Genomic DNA, 12,243 nt, shown 5'->3' with positions numbered 1-12,243 from the left:
CAGCAATAATGGAAGGATGGCAATTATTCTTAGATGTGTCCACACGGTAGGCTTCGATCAGGGCTAGGGGTTTTGGGTTTTATTAGGAGATTTAGAAATATTATTTAACGCCAATCAGGATTTGATTGGCTTTTTTTATGGAGTTAACTCAAAAACAGTAGTTAATATAAAGTTGATAACTATTAAATCACGAGGCCAATTGTACGCGGGCCAATTGTACGCACGCAACTATATTTGAATTTATTAAAGAAGTTTTATGACAGTAACAAAAAATATAAAGAAATGAAATATTTAGTAAAAATAATTTTCGGTGAACAGCAAGTAATGAAGTATCACAATAATGAAGAGCTGACTGATTATGAAAAAATAATCAACGTGAAAAAATACACTTTTGAAACTCAATTGGAAAGAAATTCTTTTTACAAAGGAATCGGAGAAGCAATAAGTTGGCTAGATTTTCTAGTGATTAATGAATTCGAAGAAAACGATCATAAAGAAGAAAAAGAAAGCGAAGATAAATTTGATTATTGGGAATTCATTTCTGAGTATTACCCAAAATACCATCAATGCAATAACGTTTTGTTAAGTGATATATTAAGTCGAAAACTTGATGGTAAAGAAATTTTCGAAGATGATGAAGAATACATTAAAGGTTGGGATATTAGGAAGGAATTATTTAAAGTAGACAAAGAACTACTTTGTAAAGCATTTGAAAACTACTTTAATATAATGTATCCTGAAAATCATAACATCTAAATAATAAGAATAGTTAATATGATTATATTTTACTAATATTAGGTTTAGTTAATAAATATTCATCACTCTAATAAAATGACTAAAATCATAAACGTCACGTGTGCAATTATTTTAAAAGACAAAAAAATCTTAGTAACACAACGCAGTGAAAAAATGAAATTACCTTTAAAATGGGAATTTCCAGGTGGGAAAGTTGAAGAAAATGAAAATGAAATACAATGCGTTAAAAGAGAAATTAAAGAAGAAATAAATATTGAAATTGATGTTTTAAAAAGACTTTCAAATAGTATATATGATTATGGACCTTTTAAAATAAATTTAATTCCTTTTGTGGCTAATTATATATCAGGGGAGATTACTTTAGCTGAACATAATTGTTTTATGTTGTTAGAAAAATCAGAATTATTAAATTTAGATTGGGCAGAAGCGGATTTGCCAATTGTTGAGGAATTTTTAAAAGTAGAATTATGAATCAAGGTCTGTATGAAGAATTAGTAACCAAGCTAATCAACTTTAAAATAAATGAGCTAGATAAAGAAACTTTTCACGTAAAGAAAACTCCAATTGATAAAGCAGAAGCTGCTCAATTACTATCACAACATATCGGTAAAACAATTAAACATGCCTTTACTTTAATAAAGGGAGAAGATATTCTTGAAACACAAATTGAAATAGCAAATAAGATCATTTTGTTTCTAAAAGAAGAACTTAAGAAAGAAGAATTTGAAGGAGATTTGATCGAAACAGAAGGAAAAATTTTAAAAGCTGTTTTTACAAAAGTAGATGCACATTTCACAGATTTGGATTTGCATTTAAATGAAATCACTCCTTATACAAGATTGATTCATAGCGAACTTTTTACTGGTGGAAATTCAGGAACAACTTTAGAAAGCGAATTGCGAAAAGAAATATTATCATCAGATAAAATCGATTTACTGGTCTCTTTTATTAAATGGAAAGGGATTAGAATTCTTGAACGTGAATTAAGAGAGTTTACGGAAAGAGGCGGAAAATTAAGAGTAATTACAACAACTTATATTGGCGCAACAGATTCAAAAGCAGTTGAATTTTTAGCTTCTTTACAAAATACAGAAGTTAAAATTTCTTATAATACTGGAAATGAAAGATTGCATGCAAAAGCCTATTTGTTTCAAAGAAACACAGGTTTTCATACCGCTTATATTGGTTCTTCGAATTTTTCTCGCTCTGCTTTAACTGACGGTTTGGAATGGAATTTAAAAGTAACAACTAAAGAAGTTGGTCATATTGTAGATAAATTCAAAAAAACATTTGAAGCCTATTGGCAAAATGCAGACTTTGAATTGTATGACGAAACCATTCATTCTGAGAAATTAGTTGATGCTCTCAAACAAGGTAAGTTTTCAAAAGAATATACTTTTACTACTTCTTACTTTGACATTAAACCATTTCCTTATCAGAATGAAATTCTTGAAAAATTAGAAGTTGAAAGAACGATCCATAATAGATACAAAAATCTTTTAGTTGCTGCCACTGGAACTGGGAAAACAGTAATTTCAGCATTTGATTATAAAAATTTTAGAAAAAATAATAAATCTTCAAAACTGCTTTTTGTTGCTCATCGAAAAGAAATTTTACAACAAGCTAAAGCTACTTTTCAAGGAGTTTTAAAGGATAATAATTTTGGAGATTTATGGGTTGATGGATTAGAACCAACTTCTAATGAATATGTTTTTGCTTCTGTTCAAACTTTAAACAACAGACTTAAAGAAATTAAAATTTCTCCTGAATATTATGATTTCATCGTTATAGATGAAGTGCATCATATTTCAGCGTCGAGTTATAGACCAATTTTAAATTATTTTAAACCCAAAGTGCTTTTAGGATTGACAGCAACTCCCGAAAGAATGGACAACGAAAATATTCTTGAGGATTTCTGTAATCGTATTGCTGCTGAAATCAGATTGCCTGAAGCATTAAATAAAAAATTATTGTGCCCATTTCAATATTTTGGGATAACAGATAGTATCGATTTAACTAATGTGAAATGGGAAAAAGGCAAATATGTAGCTAGCGAATTGACAAGTTTGTACACCAAAAACAATGTTCGTGTTGGTGAAATAATTTCCAATCTTGATAAATATACAAATGATATAAATGATGTTCGTGCTATTGGTTTTTGTGTAACAATTGAACACGCCACTTTTATGGCTGAAAAATTCAATTTAGCAGGGCTAAAATCAGAATATTTAACGGCTAAAAATTCTAGTGACCGAGATAGAATTAGGGAACAGTTTAAGAAAAAAGAATTTAATTATTTATTTGTAGTTGATATTTTCAATGAAGGTGTGGATATTCCTGAAATTGATACAGTTCTGTTTTTAAGACCAACTGAAAGTTTGACTGTTTTTCTTCAACAATTAGGTCGTGGATTACGTTTATCAGATGGAAAAGATTGCTTGACTGTTTTAGATTTCGTCGGAAATTCGAGGCCTGAATATGACTTTGAAACTAAATTCAGAGCTTTAATTGGTAAAACAACAACATCAGTTCAAAAAGAAATTGAAGATGATTTTCCACATTTACCATTAGGCTGTTCAATTGTTTTAGAGAAAAAAACAAAAGATACAATCCTCGAAAATATTAGAAAGGCAACATCTATAAATGTAAATCAACTTATTAAGAAAATTACAGATTTTCAACATCATTTTTCTTTACCATTAACACTCAATAATTTTATTGAATTATATCATATTCCAATTGAAACGATTTACAAAAAAGATAGTTGGTCAAGATTATGCAAAAAAGCTGGAGTAATTGATGATTTTGAGAACACTAACGAAAAACAGATTTATTCTGCTATAAGTAAGAAGTGGCTTTCCACAAACTCAACAAGTTATTTTAATTTTATACTTAAGATTGCAAAATTAAACTTCAACGTAAAAATTGATGATTATAATGAGAATGAAAAAGCTATGTTTCTAATGCTACATTACGATGTTTGGCAAAGTGCGGGAGGTTATGAGTCTTTAGAACAAAGCATTCAATCAATTGGAAAAAATAAAATTTTAGTAAATGAGATTATTGAAGTCTTAGAAATACTAATTGACAAAGTTGATTTCAAAGAAATAGACATTCAATTACCATATAATCAGCCACTAAAATTACATGCTAGGTATACAAGAGATCAAATTTTATCAGCTTTTAGACTAAGTACTTTTGACAGAAAATCATCAAGCCGAGAAGGTGTTGCAGAGAATATAGATTTAAATACAGAATTGCTTTTTATCAATTTAATTAAATCCGAAGAGAATTTTTCTCCAACTACAATGTATGATGATTATGCAATTAGTGAAACTTTATTTCATTGGCAAAGTCAAAATTCATCAAGACCAGATATCGGTAAAGGATTATCATATGTTAGACATATAGAAAATGACAAGAAGATTTTACTTTTCATCAGAGAAAAAGCAAAAGACGAAAATGGAAATACAATGGGTTATGTTTTTATTGGAGAAGCAAATTTTAAAGAAAATGAAGGAGAAAAGCCAATGAATGTAAAATGGGAATTAAATGAACCTATTCCAAATTATCTTTGGAAAGAATCTGCAAAAATGTCAATTGGATAATTATTGCGGAGCTACTTGCGAAGATTCCTTATTGTTCGGAATGACAAACGTGGCGTTGAAATTTCCCCAAAAATTTTCATAATCTTTCCTTAACTCACTTGGCTTTTCATCTTAAATAAAATAGCTTTGAGAAACAATCATTAAATATAAACCGATATGAAAATTCAAATCAACACTGACAAGAATATAGATGGACACGAAAGAGTAGAAACGTATTTTTCTGCAGAATTAGAAAAAGGATTAGCCCGTTTCGAAGAAAAAATAACCCGCGTTGAAGTACACTTTGGAGATGAAAACGGCGAGAAATTCAGCCTGAACGATAAAAGATGTGCAATTGAAGTCCGTATTGCCAATTTACAGCCGCTTACCGTTACAGACCATTCTGATACAATTGAAAAAGCATTTAGTGGCGCTTTAAGCAAAATTAAAAAATCACTTACTACGACTTTCGAGAAAATGAAAGAATATTAAGTTTCCAATTATAAAAAAAAAAGACGTTTCAAATTGAAACGTCTTTTTTTTTTATAATTGGAAGAGGTAATAAGACACAGAGTGAAAAGTTGTAAGGTTTTCTTTTTCCCTTTACAACTTCGTTCTGTTACTACAGCGGGTTTGGCACTACATTAAGCCTTATTTTCGGATTGCACCCGACCGACAGCGAATAGACGAAGTAAATCATTTCAAATACAAGAACCATTTTTCCATTAGGCCAATTGCGCAAATCCGCTGTAGTACCTCTTAGCAGTAGCTTTTTTTATTTATCCGCTAATCTGTTTACAACATCCATTTTTTCATGTAAAACTCTAACGACTTCAATTTCATTTATTTTATCTTTTTTAAAGAAAAATTAAATGTGACTTCACTTTTGAATATCTATATGATTTTCTAATTTTCCCAAAGTCATGAGCCATATCTAAATTATGTACGATATATTCAATTTCGTCAATGATTAAGTTATAATATCGATCTGCTTTGTTCAATAGACCAGTTTTCTGCCGTGTAAATCCAAATATTATTAATATCGTCTAATGCCTTTTCATTAATTATATACTCAGGCATTATTTTTGAAAATTAGCTTTGAGCATTTCAAGATTTTTATTGCGGTCAAAATTTCTGATTTTACTACTTTTTTCACCAATTTTTAGTTCATTGATTAGCGATTTTGTTTTAGTTTCTTCTTGCTCAAAAACTCTTAAAACAGTTCTGACAACTTCACTTACTGAACTATATTTCCCGGTAGAAATTTGTTCATTAATAAAGCTTTCAAAATACTCTCCTAGTAATATTGATGTATTCCGTGCCATAATTTTTATTTTTATCAAAGACACCAATAATTGGTATTAAATTTGAAATTTTTTCCATTTTTGAGCTAAAGTTACTTCTAACTTTACGATTTTGGCAAAGGTGCTCCTACGGAAATATCGCAGCGGTGTCCCGGTTTTCCGTGTGCAGGATTCATTCCGTCAGCGACTACAGCAGCCGAATTAGTACTTTCGGTACTTAATAACGCTGGAACGGTAGAATTTGCAGGTGGCGTAACGGTAAAAGTTTTTTCAGTGCTTCCGCTTTGAGCTGAGGTTGTTGTTGCAGCTGTTGTTTTGGCAACAGGCGAATTTAAAGGCGAACCTACCGGAATATCACAACGGTGTCCCGGCTGTCCGTGGGAAGGATTCATTCCTTTAGCCACTTTTGCCGGAGAAGCAACAGTTGTTGTCACAACATTCTGCTGATTCGGATTTACCTGAACGGTTTGTGCTGGCTGAGCCGTTGTAGCCTGGCCTTGTGTTGCAGCCGAATTTAAAGGAGCGCCAACAGCAATATCACAACGATGTCCCGGTTTTCCGTGGGCAGGATTGATTCCGCCATTTTCACTCAAAACGGTATTCGGATTAGTCGTCGGATTTTGTACTACCGAAGTGGCAGTCTTGGTCGTATCTTTTGCAAGTCCCAAAGCTACTAATTCAGATTCAGGAGTACTTTGCTGAGGTTCTAATTCCTTTTTGCAGGAAACAAAAACTAAAGAGACAATGGCTATGGAAGTGATGTAGATTTTCGGATTCATGATCATGAAATTTAAGAACTCAAATATAATGGTTTTGAATGTAAACCGGATAAGTCATTGTTGTTAAAATTTAACCCCTCTAAATTAAGTATGTTTACATTCATGCAAAAAAATATTGTTTTCACGCAGATTTGGCAGATCTGGCAGATTTTTTTTATAGTTATCTAAAATTTTATCTGCTGAATCTGCAAAATCTGCGTGAAACTTTCTCTCATTAACAATCATTAATTTATCTTTAAACTCAAATATTATCAGATATGAAAAAATCAATTCTATTCCTTTTATTCGTTACTGTTTTTGCAAATGCACAAACTTCTGAAAAAGAAAACATCAACAAAACCTTAGAAACATGGCACAAAGCCGCCGCTGATGCAAAATTTGATGCTTACTTTAACCTCATGAGCGAGGATGCTATTTTTATTGGTACAGACGCCACCGAAAACTGGATCAAACCCGATTTTAAAGTCTGGGCGAAACCTTTTTTCGATACAGGAAAAACATGGAGTTTTACCACTTTGGAGCGCCACATCTTTTTGGACAAATCCGGAAAAACAGCCTGGTTTGATGAATTGCTGAATACTCAAATGAAAATCTGCCGTGGTTCCGGTGTTTTGGTAAAAATTGGAAACGAATGGAAGATTCAGCATTATGTATTATCCATGACGATTCCAAATGATGAGGTGGATGCTGTTATAAAAGCAAAATCCCCAATAGAAGACATTTTGATTCAGAAACTTCAAAAAAAATAGACAATCTTTGTCATTCTTGTTATAATGATAACTTTTTTAGTGATATTCAACTAAGGGTGTCAATTACATTATAATATATTTCACAACAATAGCGTAAATTTAGAAGCTCAAAATAAGATACTCTCAAAAAACCATACGCAATTTTACAAAATTTACTAAAATGAAAAGTAAACCTCTATTTTATCAGCCCTAAAAACTAAAATATTTATTTTTTTCTAACTTTGCCCCCAAAAAAAATAGGGTTAATAAAGAATTTGAAAATGAAAATAGAAAAACGCTGGATCATTTCCTTTATCATTATAAGTATTGTTTGTATCACGGGTGCTTTATGGCCAACTGTTACCGAAAACGCTTATGTATTATCGAAATTTGGCACCACTGACCATATTGTACCGGCCGATGTTGCCTGGATGTTAACCTCTTGTTGTCTGGTTCTAATTATGACACCTGGATTGTCTTTTTTTTATGGCGGAATGGTAGGCCGAAAAAACGTGATCTCAACCATGCTGCAAAGTTTTATTTGTTTGGGCGTTGTAACGCTTTTATGGGTAACTGTCGGGTTTAGTCTGGCGTTTGGAGAACCTGTTGGTTTTACTTCCGGAGATCATTTTTATAGCTTTTTTGGAAATCCCGGTACTTTTGCTTTTATGGACTATGTGGGCGTTTTGCCTCATAAACAATTGGCAAGTACGATTCCGTTTATGTTATTCGCTTTGTTCCAGATGAAATTCGCTATTATTGCTCCGGCCATTATTACAGGTTCATTTGCAGAACGTGTTCGTTTCATCTCCTATTTATTATTCATCAGTTTATTTACCATTTTCATCTATGCCCCTTTGTGCCATTCGGTTTGGTATCCTACCGGAGTTTTAGGAACTTATTTTGGCGTAAAAGATTTTGCGGGAGGAACGGTTGTACACATGAGTTCCGGATTTGCTGCTTTGGCAGGAGTTCTCGTTTTAGGAAAAAGAAAAAACAGCGATCATATTCCAACCAATATTCCGTTCGTATTATTAGGAACGGGAATGTTATGGTTTGGCTGGTTCGGATTCAATGCCGGTTCAGCTCTTGCTGCGAACGGAACAGCCGCAATGGCTTTTGCAACCACAACAACATCATCGGCAGCAGCCATGTTAACCTGGGTTTTCTTTGACAGAATGAACGGAAGAAAAGTTTCGGCTTTGGGAGCCTGTATCGGAGCTGTTGTAGGTTTGGTAGCCATTACGCCGGCTGCGGGTTATATCTCGGTTCCGGAAAGTATGTTCTTCGGATTTATTACAGCTTTGGTTTCCAATTCGGTAGTAAACTGCAGATTCTCAAAAAGATTCGACGATACGCTGGATGTTTTTGCCTGTCACGGAGTAGGCGGAATTATGGGAATGATCCTGACTGCTATTTTCGCACACGGTGAAGATGCAAGTTTATTACACGGTGGCTGGAATGTTTTCGGTCATCACATGATGGCTTTGGTGTTGGTCTCTATTTTTACTTTCTTCGGAGCGTATCTTTTATTCAAAGTAACCAACTTTATCATTCCGTTACGTGTTTCTGAAGAAAATGAACACATCGGACTGGATTTATCACAGCACGATGAAACCATTGATCCGAAATCAAAACCCATAACCGAAGCACATTACGGTTAAGAACATATAAAATCGCAAAATTTGTTTACTAAAATAACAAGTCTTGCGATTTTCTTCTTTTTTAAAAATACGAACTGATTCATTCGTTTATATTCCTTAATTTTGCTGAAAATTTTTGTGAAAGTGGGAAGTAAAAATAAACTAAAAAGATTCAGGGAAAACGAAACATTCGAAAACGTTTTTCAGCCAACCAGAGAAGAAGTTGTAAGCGATTCATTTCCACTGAGAGGAAAATGGAATACCGATTTCTTTAAAAATGACAATCCGTTAGTTTTAGAATTAGGCTGCGGAAAAGGAGAATATTCTGTTGGATTGGCCGAAAGATATCCCAACAAAAATTTTATCGGAATCGACATCAAAGGAGCCCGTTTTTGGAGAGGCGCCAAAACAGCTGTTGACACTGGTTTGCATAATGTTGCTTTTATCAGAACTCAGATCGAGCTGATCAACCATATTTTTACAGAAAATGAAGTGGATGAAATCTGGATTACTTTTCCGGATCCGCAAATCAAATACAAAAGGACCAAACACAGAATGACGAATTCGGAATTCTTGAAATTGTATAAAAAAATCCTTAAAAAAGACGGTGTTGTTAACCTGAAAACCGACAGCGAATTCATGCACGGTTATACCTTGGGATTACTTCACGGAGAAGGGCACGAAGTTTTATATGCGAACCATAATGTATATACAAACGAAGGAAGTCCGGAAGAAGTAACTGCTTTTCAAACGTTCTATGAAAAACAATATTTAGAAATTAACAAGGCAATTACGTATATTCGTTTTAAAATTAAAGATTAATTTAATTTTAAAAACATATTTTTCAAACCATTAAATAACTGAATGGCATTACTTACTCCATTACTTTCCGGTTTTATTGCCGCCATTATTGGGATTATTCCTCCGGGTCTGATCAACATGACGGCAGCCAAAATAAACCTGAAAGAAGGAAAAAAGAATGCAATGTGGTTTGTTATCGGTGCGGTTTTAGTCATCTTTTTTCAGGTTTATGTTGCGGTTTTATTTGCTCAGGTTATTAATAGCAGACCGGATGTCGTTACGTTATTAAGAGAAGTTGGTTTTGGTATTTTTGCTGCATTAACCATCTACTTTTTGTTTATAGCGAAAGCACCAACAGCCAGGAAATCAAAAATCAAAAAAAAGAGTAAAAAAAGCCGTTTCTTTTTAGGAATGCTGCTTTCCGGATTGAACTTTTTTCCGATTCCCTATTACGTAGTGGTGAGTGTAACTTTGGCTTCGTACCAGCTTTTTGTGTTTGAGAACAACATCATTTTTATTTTTGTACTCGGTTCCGTTGTAGGTTCGTTTGTGGTTTTGTACAGTTACATTGCTTTTTTTGGAAGCATCGAAAAGAAAACCGATTACCTGATGCGCAACATGAATACCATCATTGGAAGCATTACGGGGTTAGTGGCTATTGGAACACTTATCAATATTTTAAATTACTATTTCGGATAACTTTATTGTAAAGATGTTAAGAGCGCTTAATTAAGAAAATCTTTCAATCTTTCAATCTTTCAATCTTTATAAAAATATTTCCATGGCAGAAGATAATTTTTTCGAAAGAGTTTACGCAGTCGCAAGACAGATTCCCTACGGAAAAGTAACTTCATATGGTGCAATTGCGAGAGCCTTAGGTACCGGAAGATCAGCGCGAATGGTAGGATGGGCCATGAATGCCTCTCACGCTATGGAAGATATTCCGGCACATCGGGTTGTCAACCAAAAAGGACTTTTGACAGGAAAACATCATTTTGATGGAACCAATCTTATGCAGCAGCTTTTAGAAAATGAAGGTATAAAAGTGGTCAACAATCAGATTATAGATTTTGAAAAACACTTTTGGCAGCCGGAAATTTCCACCATATAAGTGATATAAGTTCATTTAAAACTATACGCATTTTTTGTCATCCCGAGGAACGAGGGATCTTCACAAGTAGCTCTACAAAGATTGGCGACTTTGTTTGCGGAGTTTCTGTCGAAGATCCCTCGTTCCTCGGGATGACAAGATTGTGTTGAAACTTTGACAGAGATAAAATGAACTTATATCACTTATATGGCTTAAAACATTAAATCAAACAAATCACAAAACTCGTTTTATCTTCATCAGTTTGGTAGCTTAAATAACCGCCATGTGCTTCGATGATGTTTCTGGAAAGCGTTAAACCAATTCCGGCGCCGTCTTTCCTGGTGGTGAAAAAAGGAAGGAAAACTTTGTCCTGAATATCGGGATCGATTCCTTTTCCGTTATCCGAAATGGTAATAAAAAAACGATTGTTTTCGGTATAACTCGACACATACATTTTCTTTTCCTGCTTTTCTTTCAAAGCATAAATACTGTTGGTAATCAAATTGATAATAACTTGTTCCATTTGGTTTTTATCCATCATAATAGATCGTGAGCTGTGAATATCATTTATTAACTCTATGTTTTCCGCTCTCAAAATCGGACTCATGATTCGGAGACAATCTTCAAACAGCTCATTTATCGGCGTCATTTGTTTGGTTGGCGTTGGCAGCATAGCCAGTTTTCTGTAATTCTCAACAAAAACCTGCAAATGATCACTTCTGTTAATGATGGTCGAAATACTGCTTTTTATATCTTCAAAATCATCGTCTTCCAGTTCTTCCTGATCGACAATCTGGAGTAAATTCTGCGAAAGCGCACGAATTGGCGTTAAGGAATTCATTAATTCATGCGAAATAATCTTCATCAGATTAATCCAGGCTTCTTTTTCTTTTTTCTCAATAACACGCTGAATACTGTCTAATAAAATAATAAAATATTCTTTATTGTAGGTTTGCGTTCGTGAAGTCTGCAGCATGAAAGTCTGCAAATCCTGTTCTTCAATTTTAATCGAAATAGCTAATTTTAATTCGCTGAAATCTGTTTTTTCGATTTCATTGCAGAGTGAAGGCAGATAATTTTGAAGGTATTTCCAATGGCTGATTTTTGGTACTTTAAATAATTGGGAGAAACAATCGTTCATTAAAAAAATGTTCCATTCTTCGTTTTCTTTTTCTAAAATTAAAGCTGCTGTATCGATATTATTTAAAAGTGAACGATAAATCATTTCTTTTGAGGTCTGCTCCTGCTGCTGCACTTTTAAAGTTTCGTATAAAAGATACAGACTTTTAAAATTGTCTTTTTTATGTTCTTCGGGAAAATTCGTCGAAAAGTCCTTTCGTAAAATCGATAACAACGTTCTGTCGTAAAACTGCAATTGGTTTTTGACATAAAAATACATTTCGGCTATCATTAAAAAAACGAAAAATCCAACCAAAATAGAGTTGTAATAAAGGGTTTTATAAACGAGAAACATACAAAAGAAAAAGAGAATCATTACAAACAAAACCCTTACGAACAAAGCATTATAAAATTTCCAGTTTTTCATTGTTTTTTT

At 33.2% G+C, this 12,243-nt stretch carries 13 protein-coding genes; 9 read left to right on the top strand and 4 right to left on the bottom strand.

All coding sequences use genetic code 11. From position 1 onward, the window contains the following. The first annotated feature begins 282 nt into the window (after positions 1–282). The 4 genes from ABI657_RS12410 (at position 283) to ABI657_RS12395 (ending at position 4,835) form a co-directional block, all read left to right on the top strand. Entirely contained in the window at positions 283–756 is a 474-nt protein-coding gene (locus ABI657_RS12410) for a hypothetical protein (protein WP_348097582.1), read from the top strand. Between the two features lie 75 nt (positions 757–831). Next, entirely contained in the window at positions 832–1,227 is a 396-nt protein-coding gene (locus ABI657_RS12405; RefSeq protein ID WP_348097581.1) for an NUDIX domain-containing protein, read from the top strand. Beyond that, on the top strand, positions 1,224–4,364 hold the full coding sequence (locus tag ABI657_RS12400; protein WP_348097580.1) for a DUF3427 domain-containing protein: 3,141 nt from the start codon (positions 1,224–1,226) through the stop codon (positions 4,362–4,364). The genes ABI657_RS12405 and ABI657_RS12400 overlap by 4 nt, the downstream gene beginning before the upstream one ends. Positions 4,365–4,520: 156 nt before the next feature. Beyond that, a complete protein-coding gene (locus ABI657_RS12395; protein WP_348097579.1) occupies positions 4,521–4,835 on the top strand; it encodes an HPF/RaiA family ribosome-associated protein in 315 nt (104 codons plus the stop codon). A gap of 483 nt (positions 4,836–5,318) precedes the next feature. Here ABI657_RS12395 and ABI657_RS12390 read toward each other — a convergent pair whose 3' ends face one another. From ABI657_RS12390 to ABI657_RS12380, 3 genes are all read right to left on the bottom strand, one after another. Beyond that, on the bottom strand, positions 5,319–5,423 hold the full coding sequence (locus ABI657_RS12390; RefSeq protein ID WP_348097578.1) for a type II toxin-antitoxin system RelE/ParE family toxin: 105 nt from the start codon (positions 5,421–5,423) through the stop codon (positions 5,319–5,321). Beyond that, positions 5,423–5,668, bottom strand: coding sequence for a type II toxin-antitoxin system ParD family antitoxin (locus tag ABI657_RS12385; RefSeq protein ID WP_348097577.1), 246 nt, complete (start codon positions 5,666–5,668; stop codon positions 5,423–5,425). Before ABI657_RS12385 ends, ABI657_RS12390 begins: the two co-directional genes overlap by 1 nt. 83 nt (positions 5,669–5,751) lie before the next feature. Continuing rightward, positions 5,752–6,426, bottom strand: a complete 675-nt coding sequence (locus ABI657_RS12380) for a hypothetical protein (RefSeq protein ID WP_348097576.1) — start codon at positions 6,424–6,426, stop codon at positions 5,752–5,754. Positions 6,427–6,683: 257 nt separating this feature from the next. On the opposite strand from ABI657_RS12380, the gene ABI657_RS12375 reads away from it, so the two are divergent. The 5 genes from ABI657_RS12375 to ABI657_RS12355 all read left to right on the top strand — a co-directional run bounded on the left by ABI657_RS12375 (position 6,684) and on the right by ABI657_RS12355 (position 10,709). Next, on the top strand, positions 6,684–7,175 hold the full coding sequence (locus tag ABI657_RS12375) for a nuclear transport factor 2 family protein (protein ID WP_348097575.1): 492 nt from the start codon (positions 6,684–6,686) through the stop codon (positions 7,173–7,175). A gap of 260 nt (positions 7,176–7,435) precedes the next feature. Beyond that, the gene (locus ABI657_RS12370) at positions 7,436–8,818 is read left to right on the top strand and encodes an ammonium transporter (RefSeq protein ID WP_348097574.1); all 1,383 of its coding nucleotides are present in this window, start codon (positions 7,436–7,438) and stop codon (positions 8,816–8,818) included. A 123-nt stretch (positions 8,819–8,941) separates the two neighbouring features. Then, the gene (gene trmB, locus ABI657_RS12365; RefSeq protein WP_348097583.1) at positions 8,942–9,619 is read left to right on the top strand and encodes a tRNA (guanosine(46)-N7)-methyltransferase TrmB; all 678 of its coding nucleotides are present in this window, start codon (positions 8,942–8,944) and stop codon (positions 9,617–9,619) included. Between the two features lie 42 nt (positions 9,620–9,661). Further along, a complete protein-coding gene (locus ABI657_RS12360) occupies positions 9,662–10,297 on the top strand; it encodes a LysE family transporter (RefSeq protein ID WP_348097573.1) in 636 nt (211 codons plus the stop codon). A gap of 82 nt (positions 10,298–10,379) precedes the next feature. Continuing rightward, positions 10,380–10,709, top strand: coding sequence for an MGMT family protein (locus ABI657_RS12355; RefSeq protein ID WP_348097572.1), 330 nt, complete (start codon positions 10,380–10,382; stop codon positions 10,707–10,709). 199 nt (positions 10,710–10,908) lie between these two features. Here ABI657_RS12355 and ABI657_RS12350 read toward each other — a convergent pair whose 3' ends face one another. Beyond that, the gene (locus ABI657_RS12350) at positions 10,909–12,234 is read right to left on the bottom strand and encodes a HAMP domain-containing sensor histidine kinase (protein WP_348097571.1); all 1,326 of its coding nucleotides are present in this window, start codon (positions 12,232–12,234) and stop codon (positions 10,909–10,911) included. Positions 12,235–12,243 lie beyond the last annotated feature (9 nt).

Source organism: Flavobacterium sp., from assembly GCF_039930565.1.
GTDB lineage: Bacteria > Bacteroidota > Bacteroidia > Flavobacteriales > Flavobacteriaceae > Flavobacterium.
Note: the sequence above shows the minus strand (reverse complement) of the source record. Positions and strands in the feature narration are given on the sequence as shown.

Bases quoted from the DNA above. Each gene is read 5' to 3' on its own strand.
- ABI657_RS12410 (WP_348097582.1), top strand. From the start codon at position 283: ATGAAATATTTAGTAAAAATAATTTTCGGTGAACAGCAAGTAATGAAG.
- ABI657_RS12405 (WP_348097581.1), top strand. From the start codon at position 832: ATGACTAAAATCATAAACGTCACGTGTGCAATTATTTTAAAAGACAAA.
- ABI657_RS12400 (WP_348097580.1), top strand. From the start codon at position 1,224: ATGAATCAAGGTCTGTATGAAGAATTAGTAACCAAGCTAATCAACTTT.
- ABI657_RS12395 (WP_348097579.1), top strand. From the start codon at position 4,521: ATGAAAATTCAAATCAACACTGACAAGAATATAGATGGACACGAAAGA.
- ABI657_RS12390 (WP_348097578.1), bottom strand. From the start codon at position 5,423: ATGCCTGAGTATATAATTAATGAAAAGGCATTAGACGATATTAATAAT.
- ABI657_RS12385 (WP_348097577.1), bottom strand. From the start codon at position 5,668: ATGGCACGGAATACATCAATATTACTAGGAGAGTATTTTGAAAGCTTT.
- ABI657_RS12380 (WP_348097576.1), bottom strand. From the start codon at position 6,426: ATGAATCCGAAAATCTACATCACTTCCATAGCCATTGTCTCTTTAGTT.
- ABI657_RS12375 (WP_348097575.1), top strand. From the start codon at position 6,684: ATGAAAAAATCAATTCTATTCCTTTTATTCGTTACTGTTTTTGCAAAT.
- ABI657_RS12370 (WP_348097574.1), top strand. From the start codon at position 7,436: ATGAAAATAGAAAAACGCTGGATCATTTCCTTTATCATTATAAGTATT.
- ABI657_RS12360 (WP_348097573.1), top strand. From the start codon at position 9,662: ATGGCATTACTTACTCCATTACTTTCCGGTTTTATTGCCGCCATTATT.
- ABI657_RS12355 (WP_348097572.1), top strand. From the start codon at position 10,380: ATGGCAGAAGATAATTTTTTCGAAAGAGTTTACGCAGTCGCAAGACAG.
- ABI657_RS12350 (WP_348097571.1), bottom strand. From the start codon at position 12,234: ATGAAAAACTGGAAATTTTATAATGCTTTGTTCGTAAGGGTTTTGTTT.